We start from the raw sequence: 23737 nt of genomic DNA, 5'->3' as shown, positions 1-23737 counted from the left end.
GTCAAGATGAAGCGGTCGTCGATCGGCGACGCGGGCGGCGGAGGCGAAGCCTGCTGTAGGCGACGACTGCGAGGACGACACCGATGAGCACCAGCATGCCGATGCTGAACAGCCACCACGACGGAACGTGTTGCCAGAGCGGGTCGTCCTCCGTGCCAGGGGAGTTGGTGCGCAGATCCGCCGTCGAGGCGGCGGCGGCGAAGCCCCAGCGGGACGGGAACAGCCACGACAACTGGTCGAGCACGGCGCGGCCGGTGATGGTGATCATGCCGCCGCACATCACCAGCTGCACCATGATCGCGATGACGAGCATGGGCATCACCTGCTCGTTCGAGCGCGCCACCGACGACAACGCCATACCGAGCACCACGCAGGCGCAGGTAGTGACGGCGATGTCCACGATCAGTTCGAGGGCGCCCGAGGGGATGACCGTCCCCGAACCGGGCAGCCCTTTGCCGACGAACACCACCGTCACCATCACCACCGACTGCACGACCCCCGCGGCGCAGAACACCACGATCTTCGCCGTCAGGTATGCGGATGGGAGCAGTCCGGCGGCGCGTTCGCGGTGGTAGATCAAGCGCTCACCGACGAGGTCGCGGATGGTCAGCGAGCAACCCATGAAAGTCGCGCCGAGAATCAGAACGACCAGGATTTGGTTCAACTCGCTCGACTCGGGTGGCGCCGGACCGAATCCGGTGTCGCCGGGCACGAGCACGGACAACCCGCCGAGGACGAAGGGCAGAAAGGACAGGAAGATCAGATATCCCCTGTCGGCGCGAATCAGCCGGATCTGCCTTCGCGACACGGTGCTCCACTGTCTCCACCTCGAGGTGTGCGCGGGGCTCCCCAACGGTCCGGGCGGCGGTGGTGGACCCACGTCGACCGAGGTGCGACGGGCGCGATACTCGGCGAACACCTTGTCGGGCTCGGCCGCGACCCGGGCGAAGACATCGGCCCAGTCGGAGCTGCCCAGCATCGACCCGACCTCGTCCGGCGGACCCACGTAGGCGGTCTTCCCGCCCGGTGCGAGGAGGAGAACCTGATCGCACATCTCGAGGTACGAGAGCGAATGCGTGACGATGACGACGACGCGGCCCGAGTCGGCGAGGCGGCGCAACGTACCCATGATCTGCCGGTCGAGCGCCGGGTCGAGGCCCGAGGTCGGTTCGTCGAGAATGAGGAGGGACGGCCCGGTGAGCAACTCCAGCGCCACAGATGCGCGTTTACGCTGACCGCCCGACAGGTGATCGACCCGCGTGTCCGCGTGCTCGGTGAGTTGCAGCTCGGCCAGAACCGACGCGATCACGTCCTCGCGGTCCGCCCGCGTCGTGTCCGGTGGCAGCCGCAGCTCGGCGGCGTAACCCAGCGCCTGCCGAATCGTCAATTGCCGGTGCACGACGTCGTCCTGCGGGACCAACCCGATGCGGGACCGCAGGACTTGATAGTTGGCGTGGACGCTTCGGCCCTCGAAGTCGACCACACCTTCGGTCGGGGTCAGTGAGCCGGAGAGAATGGTGGCCATCGTGGTCTTGCCCGCACCCGACGGGCCGATCACCGCGGTGAGCGTGCCCCGCCCTGCAATGAGATCCACTTCTTCGAGCAGTCGACGCCCGCCCTCGATGGTGAGTCCCACGCCGTGCACGTGCAGTCCGCTCACGGCCGGTGCCGTCGTTCGCCGCGGAACGAGCCGATCGCCCTCCACGCTGAAATCGGTGTTGCCGATCGTGACGACGTCACCGTCGTTCAGCCGGGCGCGGGTTACCCGGGCACCGCCGACGAACGTTCCGTTGACGCTCCCGAGGTCCTCGATCTCCAGTCCGGATTTCCGGGTATGGAGGACAGCGTGCCTGCGTGAGGCGAGTACGTCGCGGACGACCAGGTCACTGTCCGGCGCTCGACCCACCGTGACGGATCCGGCGGGTACCAATTGATCCTGAGGACGGGTCGGGACCGCGTCGTCACGCGGGGCCCCGACTTCGACCGTCGACTCGTTCCATCGCGGGCCGACCGCCTGCTGCGTCGCCTCCGGATCCTCGACGAAGATGCGCACCACGGGTCCGTCGGACGCATTGCCGAGGCGGACGGTGACGGGATCGGAGACGCGGAGCCTATCCCTGCGCTTACCGTCGACGAAGAACCCGTTCTTGCTGCCCGCGTCGACGAGTTGCCAGCCGTCGTCCCAGCTCAGGCGCGCATGCTCCCGCGACACCGCCGGATCGATCACCGTAACTTCCATCTGTGGGTCACGGCCGATGCGAACGGTTTTCCCCGCGTCGTAGCTCACGCGGGCGTGCTCGGTCTCGACCACCACCCGCGGGCTCCCGGTGTCCGCCGCGTCGTCCATAGCCAAGGCCTCCGTCAGCGTCGTCCGGCGTCCGGATGTCGACTCGTCCATCGTCTCACGCAGCCGCGGTCGCTCGCGGACGAAGCGATCACCAGAACCGGCCGGTCCGGCCGTTCAGATCCGCGTGATTGTCGCCAGCCACGCCGGTGCGCCGTCGTCGTCGTCGTCGTGGAATCTAGTCAGTATCCGGTCCGGCTCGATGGTGTCGATATTCCATCCGGTCCCGGAGTCGAAGGCCGCTCTCAGCTCGTCGCGACTGACGGGGTGCGGGCCGGTTTCCGGACCATCATCGCTGAAGCACAACACATACAGTGTTCCCTGATGCTCGGTCACCGACGCCAGACTCGCCACGTATCCGCGCCGCTCATCGTCGTCGAAGGTGTGAAACAGTCCGCAGTCGAGCACCGTCTCGAACATGCGCCCCACACGTTCCAGCTCGAACGCGTCCGCCACAGCGAAGTCGACCGCGAGTCCGCGATCGTCGGCTTTTTCTCGGGCGAGCACCAGGGCCGTCTCGGCCACGTCCACCCCCAGAACCGACAACCCGAGCGATGCGAGGTGCAGTGCGTTCTCGCCGCTCCCACAGCCCACATCGAGCACCGCTCCGGTGAATCCGCCAATGGATGCGAGGCGCACTATTGCCGGCTGCGCCCGGCCGATATCCCACGGCGCAGGGCCGTCGTGGTACGACGCATCCCAGGGCATCCCCGTCAGCCGTTCGTGGCTGGTGGGGCGGCGGTCTATGAAGGGATTTCCGTCACCTGTCATTGTTCTACTTCTCACCTCGTCAGCTGCGGTCGGCGCGCCTGTCGTCGAACGTGACCTGGATGTCTTCGTGGGCGACGGCACGTTGCGCCTGCGCCTGGTCGCTGAAGGTGCGCTTGTCCCCTTCGATGAGATCGACCTTGTCGGTGAACGGCGCGAGCAGGGCGCGCGGATGCAGATTGTCCACCCTCACCACATTGATCTCGACGCACAGCACGACCGTGACCCCGGCGAGGAACAGAAACGCCAACAGTCCCAGAACGATGGCGAATACACCGTTCGTGACCGAGGCGGTGCGTACCACGCTGCTGACATAGAAGGCACCGAACGTTTGCAGCATCTGCCACAGCACGGCCGCGGCCACCGCCCCGGGAACGACTTCTGCGTTGGACAACGGCCGTGCGGTGGTGAGCCGGAAGGCGAGAATGAAGATCCCGGAATTCAGGATCAGCGTGGCGACGATCAGAAGCACGCTGAGGGGTCCGTCGAGATGTGCGGCGGCACCGATGCCGGAGATCGCGGCGGTGCCGAGGACAGCCAGACCGATCGTGCCGAGGAGCAGCAAACCCTGACCGCGGGCGCGGATCGGGTCGGGCCGTTGATGGCGCGGCACCGACCACGCGGTGTTCATCGCGTTCTGGCACGCCAACGCGACGCCGAGACCTCCGTACAGGGCACCGACCACACCGATCACCAGACCGGCCCACCCCCCACCGATCCGGTCCTGGGTGGCGAGATCGGTCCCGATCGCCGGGAACTGGCGCAGCGCCGAGTCGATGATGTCCTGCTGCAGGCCCGGATTGCCGGCGAGAACGAAACCGAGAACCGTGGACAGCAGGAGCAACAACGGGAAAAGCGAGATGAAGCCGTAGTACGCGATCAATGCGGCGAGATACACGCCCTGATCGTCGAGGAACTTGTACAGCACGGCGATCGGGAATCCCAGCGCCGGGTGACGACGCTGAAGGGCGTCCAACCGCCTCGCAATGCTCATGGTCCTCATCTTGCCCTGGCAGGCGGCGGAAGGCGCAGGTAAGAAGCATGCTGCGCTCGGACACCAGTCAGCTCCAGGGATTCCGCCGATCCTCGCCGAGCGGCACGATCACCGTGTTCCCGGATGGTTGGCGCGGACGTTCACCTCGGCGAGCGTGACCGTTCGCTCGATTCGACGCTGCCGGGTGTCCGGCCTCTTCGCCTTCGCGATCCACTCCAGGATCAGCCGCCGCGACGACGGCGGAAAGGCTTCGAAGTTGTTGCGTGCGTCATTATTTCGATCGAGCAACGTGCGCAGGTCGTCCGGGACACTCTCGCCGTCCGGCAGCACCTGCCACGTTCCCTTGGCCATGGCCAGGTCGATCATCGCCTGACCCTGCTCGGTCATCAGACCGAGCTCGATCATTCTCGCCGCACGCTCACGATTCACCCGGCTCCAGAAACTCCGCTCGGTGCGCGGAGTGAATCGCAGCCGCGAACTGTGCGCATCGTTCTTGCGGTGCACACCGTCGATCCAGCCGAAGCACAGCGCCTGCTCGATCGCCTCCGCGTAGCGCACGCTCGCGGTGCCACTGTCCTTGTGGTGAAGGACGAGCCACACTTCCTTCTCGGACCGACAGTTCTGTGCGAGCCAGTCCCGCCATTCGGCGGACGTACTCGCGGACACGGTGCTCACCTCAGGCTCCTGTCCGGGATCCGAGGACGTCGAGGTAGTGCTGGTTGTACATCACGCCGAGGACGTTGCCGAACGGGTCGACGACGGAAGCGGTGACGAATCCGGGTCCGTGCTCGACCGGCTTGGCATGCACGGCGGCGCCCAGGGACAGCAACCGTTCGAAGGCGGCCTCGACGTCGTCCACCGCCCAGTAGGTGATTCCCGCCCCTGCCTCACCTGTCCGGCTCTCCGCCGCGAATCGACGGTCGATGATGCCCAACTCGTGCTGGTAGTCGCCGATCCGGAATTCGATATACGCGGGCGCTCCCTGCATCTCGCGCACGAAGTACGGCTCGATGCCGAGCAGTTCGGTGTACCAGTCCCGTGCAGCCGAGAGGTCGTCCGCGAAGAAGTTGACAGTGGTGAGTCCTCGCAACATGTGTGGTTCCTTCCATCGGTGAGTGACAAGAACCATCTTCCGCCCCAAAGTGCTCACCAAGTGAGCACTTTCTGGAGGAGACTTCAACTATGCGCGCAGACCGCCTCGTCGCCACCCTTCTACTCATGCAGTCGCGTGGCCGCGTGACCGCCGCCGAGCTCGCCGAGGAACTCGAAGTGTCCGTCGCCACTGCACGCCGCGACCTCGAGGCCCTGTCGGTGGCGGGCATCCCGGTCTATCCGCAACCCGGCCGCGGAGGTGGTTGGTCACTCGTCGGCGGCGCGCGCACCGATCTCAGCGGCCTGTCGGCAACTGAGGCGCAGGCCCTGTTTCTGCTGGTGGGTCCGGCCGCGGCTGTCTCGGACGAGGCGAAAGCGGCGATGCGCAAACTCGTGCGAGCCCTTCCGCAGACCTTCCGGGCCGATGCTGAGGCCGCTGCCAGCGCCACGATGATCGACCCGACCCGGTGGGGTGAGCGGGACCGCCGCCGACCCGAGAAGGTCAACCTTCTGCAGGATGCCGTGATCCGCCGACGCAAGGTACGACTGACGTACAACAACAGCGCCCGACAGCAATCCGAGCGGCTCGTCGACCCGTGGGGGCTGGTCGACAAAGATGACACCTGGTACCTGCTCGCCGGAACCGACAAGGGGCAGCGCACCTTCCGCGTCGACCGCATCGTTGCCAGCGAGCCCACCGACCACCCGGCCGAGCGGCCCGACGACTTTGCCCTCGCCACCGCGTGGGAGCGGATCGTCGGGCAGATGGAGGAGAAGCGGTCACGCACGTGGGCCACCGTTCTCATCGAAGCGCGGTTCGTGCCCATACTCCGCGACCACTTCGGCCGCCACTGCCACACCGACGCCGAGCTCGACGACGGCCGCGTCCGCGTTCGCCTCGCCGCACCCACCCCGCTGGATATCGCCCGCAACCTCGCCGGGTGGGGTGTCATGGTCGAGGTTCTGGACCCATCATCGGTGCAATCCGAACTCGCACGGATCGGCGGTGAACTCGTCGGCCGCTATGGTCCGGGTTGATCATTCCCCGGACGATTGGGTCGGGGCCGACGTCAGTGCCTTCGCGGCGCACGGCGGCGAGTGACATCGGCGACGACGTCGGCGAGTGCCTCGTCGATCACACCACCGCTACGGGCGGTCATCGTCGTCCAGGATGTCTGCACGGCGCAGCCGTCACCATCGGTGATCTCGTTACGAAACACCAGGACATCTTGTCCGTGCGACTCCCGGAACGACTCGAGAGTCGACTCGCAGTAAAGCTGGTCTCCCACCCGAACAGGTCTGTGTACCACGATGCGCTGGTCGGTGTGCAGAACCTGACTCAAATCGTATACCGTCACGAATTCGGTGAAAAGATGCTGCTGGACAATGGAACCCAGAATCGACGTGAACGTGATCGGCGCGATCAACGTTCGATAGCCGAGTTCCGCGGCACCCTCCTCGAGGTGGTGCGCCGGGTGATCGTCGTGCACTGCACCGGCGAACTCGCGGATCTTCTCGCGCCCGACCTCGTAGTAACCCGGCATTCGATAGGTGTGCCCGACCAGTGCCGCAACCTGGTCGCTCACAGTCAATTCGGCTGTCATAAGGCGAGGCTGAACTGCATGACGTCGATGTAGCCGTCGCGGAAGTAATTCGCGCAACCGCTCAGGTACTTCATGTAGGTGTCATAGGTCTGCTGCGAGGCGGCCCTGATCGCCTCCTCGCGGTGCTCGGCCAGGGCGGTGGCCCACGAATCGAGCGTCCGCGCGTAATGCTGCTGCAGCGGCTGTATCCGCTCCACCCGAAATCCGGCCTTCTCCGCACCTGCCACCACCCATTCCGGTTCCGGCAGTTGACCCCCCGGGAAGATCTCGTGCTGAATGAACTGTCCGAAGAGTAGAACCTCCCGATTGATAGGCAAGCCCAGCTCTCGGATGCGGTGGCGGTTGATCTGAGTGATGGTGTGCAGCAACATTCGACCATCTTCGGGCAGTATCTTCCGGCATCGCTGGAAGAAGGTGTCGTAGCGTTCACGCCGAAAGTGTTCGAAAGCACCGATACTGACGATCCGGTCTACCGGCTCGTCGAAATCTTCCCAGCCCTCGAGGCGCACCTCCGCCGCGAGATCACCGAGGGGCAGCCGCGAGAATTCCTCGTTCACGTGCTCGAACTGGTTACGGCTCAACGTCAACCCGATGACGTTCACCTGGTACCGGTCGATCGCCCGCAGCATAGTGGACCCCCAGCCACACCCCACGTCCAGCAGCGTCATACCCGGTCGCAGATCACATTTACCCAACGCGAGGTCGACTTTGGCGATCTGCGCCTCTTCGAGACTCATCTCATCACGTTCGAAATACGCACAGCTGTAGGTACGAGTGGGATCGAGGAACAGAGCGAAGAACTCGTCGGAGAGGTCGTAATGGGATTGCACATCGGCGTAGAACGGGGTCAGCTTGTCCACTGCGCGACCCACCTCTCGTGATCAGTGCAGAATGCACCAACGTCGAGCTGGCTGCTTAGCTCACGAACCTTCACTGGAGCGATGACGTCGACCCCTCGGAGACGACGCCACCGTCCGGCTGATCTCAAGATACCCACTGCGTGCTCGGCCCGCGACCGGAACTCCATGAAAATGTGCGTTGGGCACTCCGCTCCCGCGCCGCTGACTCAGTGTGTGGTCAGCGATACCTCCGTGGTGGCGGTGGTGTGTACCTCGGCGCGCTCCACGCGCAGGCGCGAGACCGCCAACGCGGCGAGACCGAAGGACACGGCGACGAGTACGTAGAGCTGAGCCGGGGACCAGTGCAGATCGAGCAGGGCCCCCGCAACGATGGGTGACGCGATCGCTCCGATCCGGCCGATACCGATACCCCACCCGACGCCCGTGGCCCGGACCGCGGGGGCGTACACCGAGGGTGTGATGGCGTACAGGCCGGCGATACACCCGTTGACGAACACGCCGATGAGAGCACCGAGGGCGAAGGCGAGCACGATGGTCGCAGTGGTCGGCACGAACACGGTGAGCAGCACACCCGCGACGAGCATGTAGCCGATCAGTACCCGCTTCAGTGCGAACCGGGCCGACAACGCCCCGAGCAGAGTGGCGCCGAAGATGCCCCCGAGGTTGAGGAGCACGCCGCCGGTCACGCCCTGATTCGCCGACATACCGGCCTCGACCAGGAGCTTGGGGGTCCAACTGGTGACGAAGTAGAACCCGAACATCGCCATGAAGAACGCCGACCACACCAGCAGGGTGTTGCGACGCTGCTGCGGTGCGAGCAACGCCCGCATCTTCGATCCGCCCTCGGCGGCGTCCTTGACCCTGGGAGCCGGCAACACGGTCAGACTGTCCTGACCGACCTTCGCGGCGAAGGCGTTGATGCGCTCGAGGGCCCTGGCCGGGCGGCGTTCGAGGAGGAAGTCGATCGATTCGGGCAACCGCAGGTAGACGACGGGAATGATGGCAGCAGTACACAATCCACCGAACAGGAACACCGACCGCCATCCGTAGGACGTCTGCAGGACCACCGCGATGATGCCACCGAGGGTGGCACCGATGGCGTAACCGGTCGAGTTGAGGCTCACCGCCAGACCGCGCCACCGCGTCGAGGCGTACTCACTCGCGATCACGTTGCTGCTGGCCAAGATTCCGCCGATGCCGATGCCGGTCAGTGCGCGCAGCAGCCCGAGTTGCATCGCGCTCTGACTGATCGCGGACAGCAACATGCCAGTGGACGCCAGCACCAGGCACAGCAGGATCATCGCCCGCCTGCCGATGGTGTCCGCCCAGGGCGCGAGGAACAGCGATCCCGCCGCCATACCGAACAACCCGGCACTGAGCAGGAGGCCGAGGACAGAACCTGACAGTGCCCATTCCTTCGACACCGACTGCGCTGTGAATGCCATTACCAGCACATCGAAGCCGTCGAGGACGTTGAGTAACACGCAGATCGCGACCGCTCCCCACTGGTACCGCGTCATCGGACTCCCGTCGATACGCTCACGCAAGTCGAACGTCATCTGATCTCTCCCTTTTCTCGGCAGCTCAGCGCTGCACGGTCGTGACGCGTACCGGCAAGGACTTCCAGGAACGCAACGTGTTGTTGAGGTGGCGCCGAACCGGGCCCACGATGTCGATCGACTCCACCCGGGACGCCAGCGCTGTCAACAGCGCCTCGGATTCGAGCCTTGCCACGTGCTGACCGACACATTGATGGATGCCCATTCCGAACCCGACGTGCCCGGAGGGGTTTCGGGTGAGATCGAAGGCGTCCGGGTTGTCCCATCGGCGAGGGTCCCGGTTTGCGGCACCGAGGAACATCAGGATCTTCTTGCCGTCCGGGACGACGGTCCCCGCAATGTCGATGTCGCCGGTGGCGGTGCGGAAGAACGTCTGGACCGGCGACTCCCACCGCACCGCCTCGTCGAAAGCGGTGCGCGCCAGAGCGGCGTTCTGCCGCAGCAGCGCCCACTGGTCGGGGTGACGCGCGAACGCGTAGAGGACCGCGGCGAGCCCGTTGACCGTGGTGTCGACGCCCGCCGTCAAGAGGGAGCGAACCACGAGCGGTGCCTGCTCGTACGTGATGTCACCGCGATCGGCAGCCGCCCAGATCTGCGCTCCGAACCCGTCGTCGCCGAGTACCTCGCGGCGGCATCGGTCAGCGACCCAGGCCGACAGTTCGGCCACTCGGGGTGCACCCCGCTCCACCAAACTGTTGACGGGACCGAACGCATTGAACGCGTGGTCCCCGTAGGGCAGCAAGTTCTCGCGGCCCTCCTCGGGAAGTCCCACCGCGTCGGGAAAGACTCGGAGCGGGAACGCAGCGGCCAGATCGGTGACCGCATCGAACTCTGTGGACTCGAGTAGCCGGTCGACGAGCACTTCCGCGTCGGCGAACCAGGCTGCGCGCAGTTTCTGCAGTGCGCGGGGTCCGAGAATCTTGCTCAACACGGCCCGTGGTGCGTCGTGGTGCGGGGGATCCGCTTCGAGCAGAAGGCTCGGTGGCCGCCACGGCTGCTCGTACCGGAAGTTGGTCAACCCGACACCGGCGGCAGACTGGAACGACTGCCAGTCGGTCAGTGCGGTGTGGACCTGTTCGTAGCGCCCCATCGCGAACACGTCGTACCGACTCAGGTAGACGACGGGGCCGGCATCACGCAGCTGCGCTTGAAACGGCAACGGATCTTCCAGGACACCCAGTGCGAACGGGTCGGCGTCGCTGACGGGGAGGGTGGGGGCAGGGGCGAACATCGTCACGGTAAAAGTCCTTCGCTGGTAGTCAGAGGTCGAGCACGAGACGGTCGGAGCAGGACCGGGACACGCAGATGAACATGCAGTCGGCGGCGGACCGCTCTTCGTCGTCGAGGATGGAATCGCGATGATCGGGTTCGCCCGCGAGGACGGTGGTCTCACAGGTTCCGCAGGTGCCCTCGCGGCAGGAGGACAGAACGTTGACGCCGGTTGCCTGCACGGCATCGAGCACACTGGCACCCGGTGTCACCGTGACCACCGAGCCGGAACGGGCCAGTTCCACCTCGAAGGCTTCGTCCCGAACCGGTGCGCCACGTTGCTCGGGCACGAACCGTTCCGTGCGCAACTTCCCGGCAAGCCAACCGGCGCAGAGTGATTCGGTGGCTACGAGGAGAGACGACGGCCCGCAGACGTAGACTTTCGCATCGGTGCCGGACAGCGCGCCGATCCAGGACGGAAGGTCGAGACGACCTACCTCGTCGTGGGGTGCGACGACGACCCGCTCACCGTAGGACTCGAGTTCCGCGAGGAACGCCATCGACCCACGGGTACGTCCACCGTAGAGCAGCTGCCAGTCGATCCCCAGAAGGTCCGCCTGGCGGATCATCGGGATGAGCGGGGTGATACCGATTCCGCCGGCGATGAACAGGTACCTCGGCGCGGGAACCAGCCGGAAGTTGTTGCGGGGACCGCCGGTACCGACGAGATCACCCACTGCGAGCCGATCGTGGATGAAGGCAGACCCTCCTCGTCCGTCCTGCTCGCGCAGTACCCCCACCCGATAGGTGTAGGCGTCCCATCGGTCGCCGCACAACGAGTACTGGCGGGTCGCACCCGAGGGCAGCATGACATCGATGTGGGCGCCCGGTGCCCAGTCCGGCAACCGTCGGCCCGCCGGGTGCCGCAGCGTCAGCGCGATAACGTCTTGCGCTACGTCCTCCTTCGCGACGACTTGCAGGGTCGCGTCCACCGCGGCGCTGGGGGCGATCACATTTTCCGGCATCTGGCACTCCTCGATCTGGCTGTCCGTCGAGGATCATCGACAGCCGGATATCGGCACCACACCACTTTCAATAGTTGAAAGTAAATCTGTAAGCCGGGTCACTACGGTGCGTGAACGGTGTCTGCCATCACCCGCGAGATTCCCCGTGCCGCCGCCTTGAGGGCCGGGATCTGCGCGTAGGCCATCTCGTTGGGCACGACGACCGACAGCGCGGCAAGAACCCGACCGGACGGGTCTCGGATAGGAACCGCGACCCCAGTTGTGTTGGGGTAGATGTGACCCGCACACAGGATGTAGCCATGCTTGCGCACATCGGCCAGTGCGGTTCGCAACTGGCGCTCGGTGCGGATCGTCCTGTCGGTGAAGACCTTCAACGGCTCGCGCAGAATCCGCTCCTGTAGTTCGGCCGGCCCGTGCGCGAGCAGAACCAGGCCCGACGACGACGCATGCAGGGGCATGCGACCGGCGATGCGGGTGTAGTTGACCACGGCACCGGGCGCACTGAGTCGCTCAATGAAGAGCACTTCGTCGCCCTCGAGCACTCCCAGCTGTGTGTGTTGTCCGACCACCGAGTGAAGGTCTTCCATGAAAGGCATCGCCGCCTCCCTCAGTCCGAGAGTCGGCGATGCCCGGGATGCCACCTCCCACAGCCGCACCCCGATCCGCACACGGCGATTCTCCCGCTCGAGCCAGCCGCACCCGACCAGCTCGTCGATCAACCGCGAGGTGGTGGACAGGTGCAAGCCCGATCTGCGAGCTATCTCCGACACCGTCAGCAGGGAATCATCCGAGTGGAACGACTCCACGATCCGCACCGCCCGGGCCAGAACCGACTCACCGGTGTGCACACGCGCCATGTCACCAGTGTGCACCGAGAAGAATCCGGCGGAGGAAACTGCACCACGCACGGCAGAGCGGCGAGATAGGTTTAGTCCGCACAACCCACACGGATCGAGGGGGCCGCCGTCATGCGCAATCACCGTTCCCACTGTCTGGCCGCACTTCTGACTCTGGTGCTGTGCACCGCGTTCCTCACCGCCTGCGGCTCCACCTCCGCACCGTCCGCGCCCACCAGCGCGCAACCGTCGGCAGGGCCGCAGATCACCGTGGTCCCGGCCGACGGGGTGGCCGCGGTCAAACCGCTCGATCCGGTGTCGGTCGACACCACGGGCGGCACTCTCGAGTCGGTCACGATGACCAACGACGAGGGCCGGGTCATCGACGGCATCTTCACCCCCGACCGCGTGTCGTGGAAGCCGGGCGTACCCCTCGGCTACGGAAAGACCTACACCCTGGTGATCACCGCAGTCGGCGATGACGGCGCCCGTAGCGATCGAACGAGCACTTTCACTACCGTGCGGCCCGGCAATCAGACCAAACCCTCGTTCCTGACGACCGGGGGCAACCTCCTCACCGACGGCGGCACCTTCGGCGTCGGCATCGTGATCGTCACCCATTTCGACGAGCCGATCACCGACCGCGCAGCCGCCGAACGGGCACTGAGCGTCGAAACGACGCCGCCGGTGTCGGGCTCCTGGTATTGGGCCGACGATCAGAATGTGCACTGGCGCCCGCAGAACTATTACGAACCCGGCACCAAGGTCACCGTCCGCGCGAATGTCTACGGAAAACCTCTCGGTGAGGGTCTGTTCGGTCAGGAGGACGCGACCACCTCCTTCACCATCGGAGACGCCCACATTTCCGTGGCCGACGACACCACCAAGCAGATCACTGTCACCGACAACGGCGAGGTGGTCCGCACCATGCCGACGTCGATGGGCATGGGCGGAAGTGAAGTCGTCGGCGGCCAGACCCTGACGTTCTGGACCCAGCCGGGCATCTACACCGTGATCGACAAGGCCAACCCGGTGGTGATGGATTCCTCCACCTATGGGCTCCCGGTGAACTCCCGCCTCGGGTACAAGGAGTCGATCAACTTCGCAACCCGCATCAGCACCGACGGCATCTACCTCCACGAACTCGCGGACACCATCTGGGCTCAGGGCAACACCAACGTCTCGCACGGATGCCTGAACCTCAGCCCCGAGAACGCCCGCTGGTTCTACGACTTCTCCCGCCCCGGCGACATCGTCGAGGTTCGCAACACCGGCGGCGCTCCCCTGGAGCAATGGCAGAACGGTGACTGGAGCGTGCCCTGGGATCAGTGGCTGGCGGGCAGTGCGCTGCGCTGACGCTTCGACGTGGCAGTTGGTGCAGCGCCGCCGGCCGCCGGCGCCTCCGTCGCCGTTTTCGGGCTCTCCGAAGTCGTGGTACCTGCAGTGTCGGGCTCCGCCGGCGCCTCAGTTGTTCCTTGGCCGGGCTTCAGTTGGTGCAGTAACAGGGCGGTACCGCCGGCCGCCGCAACGAGAGGCCACTCCACCACGCCGGTCAGCGCGACAGCCCCCATCGTCATGACGGCTGCTGGAGTGGAATGGCTGCCGCGACGAGCGCCCTCGACTGCCCCCTCCCCGGCCCCTTTGACAGTGCCGACGACGCTACCGATCGCGGCGCCACCGATCGCACCGAGAGTGGCCGTCGCGGCATCACCGGCTCCGGCAACCACCCGAACGGTGTTGTGAACGATGTTCATGACATTCACCAAGTTTCGCGACAATCCTCATGTCGCTGATCGATCCGAATAGGACTTTCCCTGAGTACCCCACTCCTGTTTCGGTGAACACGCTGACCGGCAGAAAGATCGCTCACTTCCGGGTGTCGGGCGGTGATGACTTCCCGGGAAGAGCGCCGCGGCGGATGTCGCCAGGCGCGGGGAGCGGTGCCGGGTCGCGGATGCGTTGGGCGGAGTCCAGCAACCAGGGGATGCTGGTCACCATCACACCGGGCGTGTACAGCAGTCTGCCCTTGAGGCGTAGTGCGCTCTGATTGTGCAGAAGGTTTTCCCACCAGTGCCCGACGACGTATTCGGGAATGTAAATGGTGATCACCTTCCGCGGGCTGTCGCGACGTATCGTCTTGATGTAGTTGATGATCGGGCGGGTGACTTCGCGGTAAGGGGAAGCCAGCACCTTGAGCGGCACCGGAAGGTCGTGCTTGGACCATTCCTTCTGTAGGCGGGGCGTGTCCTCGCTCTGCACGGTCACAGCCTCGATGATCGAAGGCTGAGTTGCGCGGGCGTAGGCGAGGGCGCGAGCAGCAGGTTTGTGTAGTTGCGAGATCAAGACAATGGCATGCACCTCGGACGGCAGATCGAAACTGTCCTCCTCGAGGACGAGCGCGGCCGACACACGATCGTAATGCCGGCGGATGCCCTTCATCAGAGCGAAAAGGATCGGCATCGCGATGACTACCAGGTAAGCGCCCTGGGTGAACTTCGTGACGGTGACGATGATCAGCACCAGCCCTGTGAGCACACAGCCGATTCCGTTGACGGCACGTCGCAGGTGGATCCTGTGCCGCTCGGCGCGATCCGGTGTGGTGCGCAGGAGGCGGTTCCAGTGCCGGACCATCCCGGCCTGACTGAGGGTGAAGGAAGTGAACACCCCGAGGATGTACAGCTGGATCAGGTGGGTAACCGAGGCGTCGAAGATGACGATCAGGGTGCCGGCCGCGAGCGCCAGCAGGATGATGCCGTTGCTGAACGCGAGCCGGTCGCCACGAGTATTGAGCTGGCGGGGCAGGTAGCGGTCGCGGGCCAGTATCGAGGCAAGCAGCGGAAACCCGTTGTAGGCAGTGTTCGCAGCCAGGATGAGGATGAGCACGGTGGCTGCCTGAATATAGAAGAACCCCACATTGGTGCTTCCGCCGAACACCGCGGCGGCGATCTGAGCAATCACTGTCCGCTGCGGATCGGTCGCACAATCTCCGGCGAACCCGATGAGGTCGCAGGTGTTCTCCGCGATTCGGACCTTGCTGATGATGGCCAGTGCGGTGACGCCGGAGAACATCACGATCGCGGTGGCTCCCATTGCGACGAGAGTTTTCGCGGCGTTGGCGCTCTTGGGCTTGCGGAAGGCAGGCACCCCGTTGGAGATCGCCTCGACCCCCGTCAACGCCGTACAGCCGGAGGAGAAGGCGCGCAGGGCGAAGAAGATCAGTGCGAGGCCGGTGAGTCCCGAGTGTTCGGCAGTGATCGTGTAGGCGGCGCTCTCCGCGACGGGCGGATTTCCGAACGCCGCCCGGATCAGCCCGGTGACGATGAGCACGACGACGCCGGCGATGAAACCGTAGGTTGGTACAGCGAACGCCTTGCCCGACTCGCGGACCCCGCGCAGATTGATCGCGGTCAGCAGGACCACGAAGCCCGCCGCCAACGCCACTCGATGCTCGTTCAGGGACGGGGCAGCGGAGATGAGGTTGTCGACCCCCGCTGCCACCGACACCGCCACCGTCATCACATAGTCGACGAGCAGGGCGCTGGCCACGGTAAGGCCGGCCGACGGTCCCAGGTTGCGGTTGGCGACCTCGTAGGATCCACCGCCGCTGGGGTAGGCGAAGACAACCTGCCGGTAGGAGAGCACAACCACCGCGAGGAGCACCACCACCGCTGCACCCAGGTACGGCGTGAGGTAAAGGTACGCAAGCCCACCGAGCGACAGGATCAGCAGAATTTCCTGGGTCGCATACGCCACGGACGACAGTGGATCGGACGCGAAGATCGGCAGCGCCAGCCGCTTGGACAGCGACTGCTCGCCGAGGCGTTCGCTGCGCAACGCACGGCCGAGGACCAGCCGCCGAGCCGCGTGTACAGCTTTGGACACTGCCGAAGCGTACGTCCTCGGCACACGGTTCCGGCGGCTCTTCTAGCCGAGTGGCTCAATCCGGAAGACGGCACACCGGGGCGCGGCGGCTTCGAACGCTTCCGGCGACGCATTCTCGACCGTTCCGGCCTTCAGGAACATCGAGACGCCATGTGGCATCTTGACCGGGAACTCGCGCAGGATCGGTCCCCGCTCCGACACCGGCAGGGCCACGAGCCGCACCTGCTCGCTGTGACGGCCACGGGTCAACGTTCCCCGGCCTGCCGCCTCCGCATTTCTTGCCCAATCCGATCGGGCATATCCGGCGACCACGTACCTCGAGCCGTCTACCTCGTACGGTGACACCGGCGTCGACCGCGGCTTACCGCTCTTTCGCCCGGAAACGGTGAGCGTCGGCATCGGCATAGCGATCCCCAGGTGATGCAGACCGATGATCACCATGTTGACCCAGGGCAGGTACCACGGGGGCTTCACGGTGTCGGGCGAGTGTTCCATGTCGTTCGGCCTCCACTGATGATGTACCGCGTGGGTGGAAAGAAAACTGCACGGTTTGGTACTCGCAAGTAGTGCAAGATCAATCGTAACCTGCACGGCGCAATGCAATTCCCGGCGAGGTCGTGTGCTTCACCACGATCGATAGCGAAGGAAGCTTTCATGGGCATGCGCGACACAATCAACGGTGCACTCGAAGTAACGCGCCTCGCCTTCGACGCAGCCGCTGCCGTCGCATCCGTTGTCGTTGCCATTCCCATCGCGTTCGCCATCGGCGAGGCCACCACCATGGCGCGGGCCGTCCGAGGTGACATCACCCCCGCTGCAGCCGATCGGTCGGCCGACGGCAGTACACGTCTGCACAGCGCATCGGACATCGCCCCCGCTCCACTCGTCCTCCGAGGCGACGCCTACCGCGAGAACCGACCGGCACGCGTCCTCTCCGTTCGGCGAGACAGCTGACTCGTCGCCATTCTTCGCCCGCTACGGCGTGCAACCCTTGAGTGCCCGCAATCGACAGTGCTTGCCTTCTCTGTGAGGACGATCACTATCGAGAGGAGCTCAGGGATGAGCATCGAAGGCAAAGTCGCTCTGATCACGGGAGCAGGGCAAGGCATCGGGCGGGCAATCGCGTTGCGTTTAGCAGCGGACGGCGCCGACATCGCACTCGTCGATGTCAACGGCGACCGTCTGCACGCGGTGGCCGATGAGATTCGCGCCGTGGGGTCGAAGGCAATCTCCGTAGTTGCCGATGTGACCGACCGAAGCCAAGTCCAGTCCGCTGTCGATCAGGCCGAGCACGAGTTGGACGGCTTCGACATCATCGTCAACAATGCGGGAATCGCGCAGGTGAATCCCCTCGCAGACGTGCAGCCCGAGGAAGTGTCGCGAATTCTGGCGGTCAACGTCGAGGGCGTGGTGTGGGGTATTCAAGTCGCGGCAGCCAAGTTTCGGGCGCGGGGGCACGGCGGCAAGATCATCAACGCATCGTCGATCGCCGGTCATGAGGGCTTCGCGATGCTCGGCGTCTACTCGGCGACGAAGTTCGCGGTCCGCGGGCTGACACAGGCGGCGGCCAAGGAGTATGCGGCCGACGGCATCACCGTCAACGCGTACTGTCCCGGTGTCGTCGGTACCGACATGTGGGTCACCATCGACGAGCGGTTCGCGGCCCTCACCGGCACACCGAAGGGTGCGACGTTCGAGAAGTTCGTCGGCGGTATCGCTCTCGGCCGTGCCCAGACTCCTGAGGACGTCGCGGCCTACGTCTCCTATCTGGCGGGACCTGATTCCGACTACATGACCGGGCAGGCGGGCCTGATCGACGGCGGGCTGGTGTACCGCTAGACCACCACCCCTGTGAGTACTTATTAACCAGCGGCGGTTAATAAGTACTCACAGGGAGGTGCGGGCTGCCACTACTGCCGGCGACACCGAATGCGGAAGCAGCCGAGTACGGTCCTCGGGTAGGCGCACGTCCAGCGTCGCGGCCTCGTCGAACCGATAGGGCTGTCCCAGAACAATTCCGGGAAAGTGGCGACGCAAACGCGACATCTCGGCTCGTACCGTCATCGCACGACCGCTGTCGCCGAACAGGTCGTCGGCCAACTGCGCGGCCGTGCGGCCGTCGCGACTCCGGGTGAGGAGAAAGAGGATCTCCGCATGTCGCGGTGTCGGCTCGTGCGCCCAGGATCCGAAGACGCTGTGCACGTGCGCGATCGGGTGTTGCGGTCGAGTGAGGTCGAGCCGCACGAGCGTCCGCGGCGTTGCCTCGCGGTCCGAGTTTCCGACCGGGCGCACCAACCACCCACCGGGAAGCGGTTCGACGTCACACGAGCCGAGGTCAGGCATCCACGCACGCCCCGGGGTCATGTCATCGGGCAACAGCAGTCGCGGACGGAACGGCGACGACGCGATCGCGGCCGTCCATCCGTCACTGTCGACTGCCAAGGCGGGACCGGACATTCGCGACAGCATCGGCGCCGCGACAGCCCGCAGCCGGTCGAGGTGCTCCCGGTGTGTCTCTCGCAGATGCGATTCGGCGAGGCGCGCGACCGCGTCGACGAGTGCGAGTGTGGCCGGGTGCACGGTGCCCACGGGACCGCTGACGTCGACGACACCGAGGACACGGCCCGTTCGGGGATCGCGAATCGGCGCTCCGGCGCAGGTCCACGCGTGATGACTGCGCACGTAATGCTCGGCCGAGAAGATCTGTACGGGTCTGCGTGAGGCGAGCGCGGTGCCGATCCCGTTGGTGCCGACGCTCTCCTCCGCCCAGGTTGCGCCCTCGACGAAGCCGAGCCGATCGGCCCGACCGAGCGCCGACGACGATCCTCTGCGCCACAACACAACCCCGTGGTGATCGGTGACGACGAGAATATTGTCGCCGCCGTCGACCACCGCGTCCAACCCGTGAACGAGGTGGTCGAGCACGTCGACGAGCCCGGACTCGCGGCGGCGCGTGTCCAGTCTCGACGGCGTGATCCGCGGGGTAGGCGGCGCCGACTCGGGGTCGATGCCCAGCTCCCTCAGCCGCCGCCACGAATCGTCCACCACCTCCCGGGGTCGTGCAGGGGATTTGTCTCCGGACATCGTGGCCTCGTACACGGCCGCGAGAATCCGCGCATACCCCGCCGGATCTTCTCCCGCACCCACCGCCGGTTCGGCGGTCCGGCGTCTTGAAGCACCGCGTCGTGTGGAGGTCACCGCGACGGGTCCACGAGCACCTTCATCTTGGTGCCGGCGTGTAGGGCTTCGAAGCCATCTTCGACCACGCTGTCGAGGGCGATGGCGCTGACCCATCCCGTGGTGTCGTACTTGCCTTCCGCCATCAGGGCGATGACCGCCTCGTAGTCGGCCGACGTGTAACACAGCGAACCCTGGATGCGCGACTCGTTCATCACCAGATTCAACAGTGGTGTCTCGAGCGGCTTTTCGTAAATTGCGACACTGACCATGGGCTTACGGGCGCCCACGCAGGCAAGTGCGGTTTCGACGGACGGCTGCACACCCGCGGCGTCGTAGGCGGCGTCGGCTCCGCGGCCCTCGGTGGCGTCGCGGACATAATCGGGAATGTCCACTGCGGTGGGATCGAGGGTCTTCGCGCCCAGCGCCTCGATCGCGGCGCGGCGGGTCGGTGACGGTTCGACGACGAGGACGTCGTCGAGCCCCTTGCCGCGCAACGCGAACCACAGACCGATTCCGATGGGTCCGGCGCCGAAAACCATCGCGGTGTCACCCGGACGGACGTCGCCCCGGGTCGCTGCGTGATAGGCAACGGACATCGGTTCGACGAGGGCACCGAGCTCCAGCGACACATTGTCCGGCAGCGGGTGGACCATGTCGGCCGGCACCACCGTGTACTCGGCCATGCCGCCGTCCGACATCAGACCGTGGAATCCGATCTGCTGGCAGATGTTGTAGTTCCCGGCCGCACACGGGGCGCAGTGCCCGCAACGGTAGATCGGTTCGATCGCGACCCGGTCGCCCACCGACGTGCCGGTGACGCCCTTGCCGACCTCCGTGACCGTGCCCGAGAACTCGTGACCGAGGACCAGCGGCATCTGCTGTCCGGTCAAGGCGTGCGGCTCGGTGGGGATGAAGATCGGCCCGGCGTAGTACTCGTGCAGGTCGGTTCCGCAGATGCCGTTGAAGCCGACCTTCACCTTTACCTGCCCCGGCCCGGCCTGAGGTTCGGGCACGTCGGCGATCTCCACCTTGTTCGGGCCGTAGTACACAGCTGCGCGCATCGTTCACTCCCGTCGTTCCGGCACCCTGCCGGTATGCACTGAGTTGTATGTGACCTGGCCCACAAACCGGAAGGGTTGCAGCGCGTTGCAGCGGCTACTGCCCGCAACCCTGCCGCGGCCTGTGTGATCCAGCTCATAGTTGCCGCGACATTGCACGCATTTTCCGACGAAGGAGCACGACATGACGGCAACCCTGAGCCCGTCCTCGACAAGCGCGCCACCGAAAAGATCCCCGTCCTGGGCGGTGTTCGGCCTGGCCAACCTCGCCGTTGTCACGGCTGTAGCAGTCGCTACCTGGTATCTGCTCGCAGATCCGCAGATCAGTCCGTGGAACTTCTACCCGCTTCCATTCAATGCGGCACTGTTCTGGGCGATCCTGTTCATTGTCTTCATCGGCTTCGACTGCGAGTTCGCAGGCTTCGACCGACTGGGCCAACCGGCGCGAGGGATCGCAATCCTCGGCACGACGGCAGTGTTCGCGGTGGCGGTCACGTGGCTCCTCGCGAACGGACTCGGCCGGCTGTTCCCCGACTTCGCCGCGGACCGCGCCGACGGACTGGGGTACTTCGCCGGGGCCCTGTTCGTGCTCTTCGGCTTCGGGACGTGGGTGATGGCCGTCCTGAATTGGAAACACTGGCCGTGGACCACACTGGGACTGCGTCAACCACTGGTCGGCCTGTGCGAGATCGCCTTCATCGCCGTCCCGACGCTGGCGCTGTATCTGGTTCTCGGATTGCCCTCCGTCTCGCTGTCGGCGACGGACCCGCTGATGTCCATCGACACAGTCCTCGGATGGTTCTATTCGATCGTCGTCTCCGTGATCCTGACGGGGCAGACGCTGGACAACTGGCCGTGGCGCATCTTCGGCGGTGAGCGCAATCCGCGAGCGGTGGCCCTTGCCTCGACGGTCGGGAACGTCGTCCTCGGAACTGCGATCTACTTCGTGATGGTTCCGCTGGTCGAGATTCTCGTCGGCAGCGTGGCCACCGCCGAACTGGGCGATGCCATCCATCAGTTCCCGGCCCAGCTCGGAGTGTGCTGGGCATTCTGGATGATTTTCTGGGCCAACGCGTTCGGCAACCGGCCCACCCGTTTCGGAGACGGCAGAAATTTACTGCTGCGGGCGGCGCTCACCTTCGGACTCGCCGTTGTCACCTTCCTCGTCTACTACCGGTTCGCCGCCGAGCACGTTCTCCACGAGCCCGTGGTCGCCGGTGACCTGCATGGCAACGCACTCGGGTTCCTCGACTGGCTGGTGCTGTGGACCCTGCTGTACGTCGTCGGGTTCCAGTCCTTCGGTCTGCGGCGGTGGGCGCCCTCCGCGGCCGGGTCGTGATTGCAACACGCTGCAACGCTGTTGCCCCCGCCACGAACGGAGTGTGCTGTGAGTCACAACAGAGAAAAGGAGAGGTCCATGACACAGACTGTCCAGCCGCCCGCGGTCCAGACATTCTCGACGCCTCAGGAACGGGTCGACCTGTGGTTGGCTGATTTCGAAGCGGCTCTCGCTGCGCGGGACATCGAACGCGCTGCGGGCATGTTCGCGGTCGACAGCTTCTGGCGGGATCTGGTGGCATTCACCTGGAATCTCAAGACGGTCGAGGGACGCGACGGCGTCGCCGCAATGCTGCAGGCGCGACTCGACGACACCGAGCCGACGAACTTCCGCACCAGCGAAACCCCGGTAGAGGCCGACGGTGTCACCTCCGCATGGATCACGTTCGAGACCGCCACGAGCCGCGGAAAGGGCCACCTGCGGCTCAAGGGCGACGAGGCGTGGACGTTGCTCACCACCATGCAAGAGCTGAAGGGACACGAGGAGCCCCGCGGAACGAAGCGTGTGAAGGGCGCGGTCCACGGCGCCGGCGGAGACACCCTGAGCTGGGCCGAAAGACGCGAGCTCGAGGAGAAGGAACTCGGCTACACGCAGCAGCCCTACGTACTGATCATCGGCGGCGGCCAGGGCGGCATCGCGCTCGGTGCCCGCATGCGTCAGCTCGGTGTGCCTGCCATCGTGGTGGACAAGAACGAGCGTCCCGGCGACCAGTGGCGTAACCGGTACAAGTCGCTGTGCCTGCACGACCCCGTCTGGTACGACCACCTGCCCTACATGCCGTTCCCCGACAACTGGCCGGTGTTCGCCCCGAAGGACAAGATCGGCGACTGGCTCGAGATGTACACGAAGGTGATGGAGATCCCGTACTGGGCGTCCACCACCTGCACCTCCGCCACGTTCGACGAGGAGACCAAGGAATGGACCGTCGTCCTCGACCGTGCCGGTGAGGAGGTCGTGCTGCACCCGAAACAGCTGGTGCTGGCCACCGGCATGTCGGGCAAACCCAGCGTCCCGACGTTCCCGGGCCAGGACATCTTCAAGGGCGAGCAGCACCACTCGAGTCAGCACCCGGGTCCGGACGCCTACGCGGGCAAGCGCGTCGTCGTCGTGGGCTCCAACAACTCGGCCCACGACATCTGCAAGGCGCTCTACGAGAACGGCGCCGACGTCACGATGCTGCAGCGTTCGTCCACGCACATCGTAAAATCGGAATCTCTTATGGATCTCGGCCTCGGCGACCTCTACTCGGAGCGGGCCCTCGCGGCGGGCATGACCACGGAGAAGGCCGATCTGACGTTCGCGTCGTTGCCGTACAAGATCATGCACGAGTTCCAGATCCCGATCTATCAGAAGATCGCCGAACGAGACAAGGAGTTCTACGACCGGCTCGAAAAGGCCGGATTCAAGCTCGATTTCGGTGACGACGGCTCCGGCCTGTTCATGAAGTACCTGCGCCGCGGGTCCGGCTACTACATCGACGTCGGCGCCTCCGAACTCGTCGCAGACGGCAGCATCCACCTCGTCTCCGGACAGGTCGATCGACTCACCGAAACCGCCGTAGTCCTGCGCGACGGAACGGAACTGCCGGCCGACCTGGTCGTCTACGCCACCGGCTACGGTTCCATGAACGGGTGGGCCGCGGACCTCATGGGCCAGGAAGTGGCCGACAAGGTCGGCAAGTGCTGGGGCCTCGGCTCCGACACCACCAAGGACCCCGGCCCGTGGGAGGGCGAGCAGCGTAACATGTGGAAGCCGACGCAGCAGGAAGCTCTGTGGTTCCACGGCGGCAATCTGCATCAGTCGCGGCATTACTCCCTGTATCTCGCCCTCCAGATCAAGGCACGGTACGAGAAGATCCCCACGCCGGTCTACGGATTGCAGGAAGTGCACCACCTCAGTTGATCCGACCCCGTGTCTGATCCGCCCCCGTGTCGGGCGCCCCGCATCACACCGTGCGGGGCGCCCGATTTCCCGTTCTCGACCACCT

At 65.3% G+C, this 23737-nt stretch carries 22 protein-coding genes; 6 read left to right on the top strand and 16 right to left on the bottom strand.

All coding sequences use genetic code 11. The features are described from left to right. Position 1: 1 nt before the first annotated feature. The 5 genes from GFS60_RS17590 to GFS60_RS17570 form a co-directional block, all read right to left on the bottom strand. A complete protein-coding gene (locus GFS60_RS17590) occupies positions 2-2347 on the bottom strand; it encodes an FHA domain-containing protein (protein WP_159927300.1) in 2346 nt (781 codons plus the stop codon). 114 nt (positions 2348-2461) lie between these two features. Then, positions 2462-3115 carry a class I SAM-dependent methyltransferase gene (locus GFS60_RS17585; RefSeq protein ID WP_201453395.1) on the bottom strand — a complete coding sequence of 218 codons (654 nt, stop codon included), beginning with the start codon at positions 3113-3115 and terminating at the stop codon, positions 2462-2464. Between the two features lie 19 nt (positions 3116-3134). Beyond that, the gene (locus GFS60_RS17580; RefSeq protein ID WP_159923119.1) at positions 3135-4106 is read right to left on the bottom strand and encodes a YihY/virulence factor BrkB family protein; all 972 of its coding nucleotides are present in this window, start codon (positions 4104-4106) and stop codon (positions 3135-3137) included. 108 nt (positions 4107-4214) lie between these two features. Beyond that, on the bottom strand, positions 4215-4781 hold the full coding sequence (locus tag GFS60_RS17575; protein WP_159923117.1) for a YdeI/OmpD-associated family protein: 567 nt from the start codon (positions 4779-4781) through the stop codon (positions 4215-4217). Position 4782: 1 nt separating this feature from the next. Next, positions 4783-5199 carry a VOC family protein gene (locus tag GFS60_RS17570; protein ID WP_159923115.1) on the bottom strand — a complete coding sequence of 139 codons (417 nt, stop codon included), beginning with the start codon at positions 5197-5199 and terminating at the stop codon, positions 4783-4785. Positions 5200-5288: 89 nt separating this feature from the next. Here GFS60_RS17570 and GFS60_RS17565 point away from each other — a divergent pair, with 89 nt between their 5' ends. Next, positions 5289-6236 (top strand): helix-turn-helix transcriptional regulator, encoded by a 948-nt coding sequence (locus GFS60_RS17565; protein WP_159923113.1) that lies wholly within the window; start codon positions 5289-5291, stop codon positions 6234-6236. Positions 6237-6268: 32 nt separating this feature from the next. Here the strand turns inward: GFS60_RS17565 and hadA are convergent, their stop codons facing one another. The 6 genes from hadA to GFS60_RS17535 all read right to left on the bottom strand — a co-directional run bounded on the left by hadA (position 6269) and on the right by GFS60_RS17535 (position 12312). Then, the gene (gene hadA / locus GFS60_RS17560) at positions 6269-6802 is read right to left on the bottom strand and encodes a (3R)-hydroxyacyl-ACP dehydratase subunit HadA (RefSeq protein ID WP_159923111.1); all 534 of its coding nucleotides are present in this window, start codon (positions 6800-6802) and stop codon (positions 6269-6271) included. Continuing rightward, on the bottom strand, positions 6799-7662 hold the full coding sequence (locus tag GFS60_RS17555) for a cyclopropane mycolic acid synthase family methyltransferase (protein ID WP_159923109.1): 864 nt from the start codon (positions 7660-7662) through the stop codon (positions 6799-6801). Before GFS60_RS17555 ends, hadA begins: the two co-directional genes overlap by 4 nt. Before the next feature lie 206 nt (positions 7663-7868). After that, complete coding sequence (locus tag GFS60_RS17550; RefSeq protein ID WP_159923107.1) at positions 7869-9221, bottom strand: MFS transporter; 1353 nt, start codon at positions 9219-9221, stop codon at positions 7869-7871. Between the two features lie 25 nt (positions 9222-9246). Further along, the gene (locus GFS60_RS17545) at positions 9247-10452 is read right to left on the bottom strand and encodes a cytochrome P450 (protein ID WP_159927297.1); all 1206 of its coding nucleotides are present in this window, start codon (positions 10450-10452) and stop codon (positions 9247-9249) included. A gap of 28 nt (positions 10453-10480) precedes the next feature. After that, positions 10481-11455, bottom strand: a complete 975-nt coding sequence (locus GFS60_RS17540; RefSeq protein ID WP_159923105.1) for a PDR/VanB family oxidoreductase — start codon at positions 11453-11455, stop codon at positions 10481-10483. Between the two features lie 101 nt (positions 11456-11556). Next, positions 11557-12312 (bottom strand): IclR family transcriptional regulator, encoded by a 756-nt coding sequence (locus tag GFS60_RS17535; RefSeq protein ID WP_159923103.1) that lies wholly within the window; start codon positions 12310-12312, stop codon positions 11557-11559. Between the two features lie 111 nt (positions 12313-12423). Here GFS60_RS17535 and GFS60_RS17530 point away from each other — a divergent pair, with 111 nt between their 5' ends. After that, the gene (locus tag GFS60_RS17530) at positions 12424-13647 is read left to right on the top strand and encodes a L,D-transpeptidase (RefSeq protein ID WP_159923101.1); all 1224 of its coding nucleotides are present in this window, start codon (positions 12424-12426) and stop codon (positions 13645-13647) included. Here the strand turns inward: GFS60_RS17530 and GFS60_RS39170 are convergent. From GFS60_RS39170 to GFS60_RS17515, 3 genes are all read right to left on the bottom strand, one after another. Beyond that, positions 13617-14045, bottom strand: coding sequence for a hypothetical protein (locus GFS60_RS39170; RefSeq protein ID WP_159923099.1), 429 nt, complete (start codon positions 14043-14045; stop codon positions 13617-13619). The two genes, GFS60_RS17530 and GFS60_RS39170, sit on opposite strands and share 31 nt — an antisense overlap. A gap of 112 nt (positions 14046-14157) precedes the next feature. Then, positions 14158-16173: an APC family permease gene (locus GFS60_RS17520; RefSeq protein ID WP_159923097.1), complete on the bottom strand. Its 2016-nt coding sequence runs from the start codon at positions 16171-16173 to the stop codon at positions 14158-14160. A 42-nt stretch (positions 16174-16215) separates the two neighbouring features. After that, complete coding sequence (locus GFS60_RS17515; RefSeq protein ID WP_159923094.1) at positions 16216-16668, bottom strand: nitroreductase family deazaflavin-dependent oxidoreductase; 453 nt, start codon at positions 16666-16668, stop codon at positions 16216-16218. A gap of 159 nt (positions 16669-16827) precedes the next feature. Between GFS60_RS17515 and GFS60_RS17510 the strand changes: the two genes are divergently transcribed. Both GFS60_RS17510 and GFS60_RS17505 read left to right on the top strand, forming a co-directional pair. Continuing rightward, positions 16828-17127: a hypothetical protein gene (locus GFS60_RS17510; RefSeq protein WP_159923092.1), complete on the top strand. Its 300-nt coding sequence runs from the start codon at positions 16828-16830 to the stop codon at positions 17125-17127. 105 nt (positions 17128-17232) lie between these two features. Further along, positions 17233-18012, top strand: coding sequence for an acetoin reductase (locus GFS60_RS17505; RefSeq protein WP_159923090.1), 780 nt, complete (start codon positions 17233-17235; stop codon positions 18010-18012). Positions 18013-18060: 48 nt separating this feature from the next. Here GFS60_RS17505 and GFS60_RS17500 read toward each other — a convergent pair whose 3' ends face one another. Both GFS60_RS17500 and GFS60_RS17495 read right to left on the bottom strand, forming a co-directional pair. Then, positions 18061-19320: a GAF domain-containing protein gene (locus GFS60_RS17500; RefSeq protein ID WP_236603183.1), complete on the bottom strand. Its 1260-nt coding sequence runs from the start codon at positions 19318-19320 to the stop codon at positions 18061-18063. Positions 19321-19367: 47 nt separating this feature from the next. Next, complete coding sequence (locus tag GFS60_RS17495; protein ID WP_159923086.1) at positions 19368-20414, bottom strand: 2,3-butanediol dehydrogenase; 1047 nt, start codon at positions 20412-20414, stop codon at positions 19368-19370. A 181-nt stretch (positions 20415-20595) separates the two neighbouring features. On the opposite strand from GFS60_RS17495, the gene GFS60_RS17490 reads away from it, so the two are divergent. Next, the gene (locus GFS60_RS17490; protein WP_159923084.1) at positions 20596-21750 is read left to right on the top strand and encodes a hypothetical protein; all 1155 of its coding nucleotides are present in this window, start codon (positions 20596-20598) and stop codon (positions 21748-21750) included. A 78-nt stretch (positions 21751-21828) separates the two neighbouring features. Further along, positions 21829-23652: an NAD(P)/FAD-dependent oxidoreductase gene (locus GFS60_RS17485; protein ID WP_159923082.1), complete on the top strand. Its 1824-nt coding sequence runs from the start codon at positions 21829-21831 to the stop codon at positions 23650-23652. Positions 23653-23737: the final 85 nt, after the last annotated feature.

Origin of the sequence: Rhodococcus sp. WAY2 (assembly GCF_009859915.1) — a bacterium.
GTDB lineage: Bacteria > Actinomycetota > Actinomycetes > Mycobacteriales > Mycobacteriaceae > Rhodococcus_F > Rhodococcus_F oxybenzonivorans.
Note: the sequence above shows the minus strand (reverse complement) of the source record. Positions and strands in the feature narration are given on the sequence as shown.

What these genes read in the sequence shown, in the direction of transcription:
- GFS60_RS17590 (WP_159927300.1), bottom strand. Translation starts at nt 2,347, where the DNA reads ATGGACGACGCGGCGGACACCGGGAGCCCGCGGGTGGTGGTCGAGACC.
- GFS60_RS17585 (WP_201453395.1), bottom strand. Translation starts at nt 3,115, where the DNA reads ATGACAGGTGACGGAAATCCCTTCATAGACCGCCGCCCCACCAGCCAC.
- GFS60_RS17580 (WP_159923119.1), bottom strand. Translation starts at nt 4,106, where the DNA reads ATGAGCATTGCGAGGCGGTTGGACGCCCTTCAGCGTCGTCACCCGGCG.
- GFS60_RS17570 (WP_159923115.1), bottom strand. Translation starts at nt 5,199, where the DNA reads ATGTTGCGAGGACTCACCACTGTCAACTTCTTCGCGGACGACCTCTCG.
- GFS60_RS17565 (WP_159923113.1), top strand. Translation starts at nt 5,289, where the DNA reads ATGCGCGCAGACCGCCTCGTCGCCACCCTTCTACTCATGCAGTCGCGT.
- hadA (WP_159923111.1), bottom strand. Translation starts at nt 6,802, where the DNA reads ATGACAGCCGAATTGACTGTGAGCGACCAGGTTGCGGCACTGGTCGGG.
- GFS60_RS17550 (WP_159923107.1), bottom strand. Translation starts at nt 9,221, where the DNA reads ATGACGTTCGACTTGCGTGAGCGTATCGACGGGAGTCCGATGACGCGG.
- GFS60_RS17545 (WP_159927297.1), bottom strand. Translation starts at nt 10,452, where the DNA reads ATGTTCGCCCCTGCCCCCACCCTCCCCGTCAGCGACGCCGACCCGTTC.
- GFS60_RS17540 (WP_159923105.1), bottom strand. Translation starts at nt 11,455, where the DNA reads ATGCCGGAAAATGTGATCGCCCCCAGCGCCGCGGTGGACGCGACCCTG.
- GFS60_RS17535 (WP_159923103.1), bottom strand. Translation starts at nt 12,312, where the DNA reads ATGGCGCGTGTGCACACCGGTGAGTCGGTTCTGGCCCGGGCGGTGCGG.
- GFS60_RS17530 (WP_159923101.1), top strand. Translation starts at nt 12,424, where the DNA reads ATGCGCAATCACCGTTCCCACTGTCTGGCCGCACTTCTGACTCTGGTG.
- GFS60_RS39170 (WP_159923099.1), bottom strand. Translation starts at nt 14,045, where the DNA reads ATGAACATCGTTCACAACACCGTTCGGGTGGTTGCCGGAGCCGGTGAT.
- GFS60_RS17515 (WP_159923094.1), bottom strand. Translation starts at nt 16,668, where the DNA reads ATGGAACACTCGCCCGACACCGTGAAGCCCCCGTGGTACCTGCCCTGG.
- GFS60_RS17510 (WP_159923092.1), top strand. Translation starts at nt 16,828, where the DNA reads ATGGGCATGCGCGACACAATCAACGGTGCACTCGAAGTAACGCGCCTC.
- GFS60_RS17505 (WP_159923090.1), top strand. Translation starts at nt 17,233, where the DNA reads ATGAGCATCGAAGGCAAAGTCGCTCTGATCACGGGAGCAGGGCAAGGC.
- GFS60_RS17495 (WP_159923086.1), bottom strand. Translation starts at nt 20,414, where the DNA reads ATGCGCGCAGCTGTGTACTACGGCCCGAACAAGGTGGAGATCGCCGAC.
- GFS60_RS17490 (WP_159923084.1), top strand. Translation starts at nt 20,596, where the DNA reads ATGACGGCAACCCTGAGCCCGTCCTCGACAAGCGCGCCACCGAAAAGA.
- GFS60_RS17485 (WP_159923082.1), top strand. Translation starts at nt 21,829, where the DNA reads ATGACACAGACTGTCCAGCCGCCCGCGGTCCAGACATTCTCGACGCCT.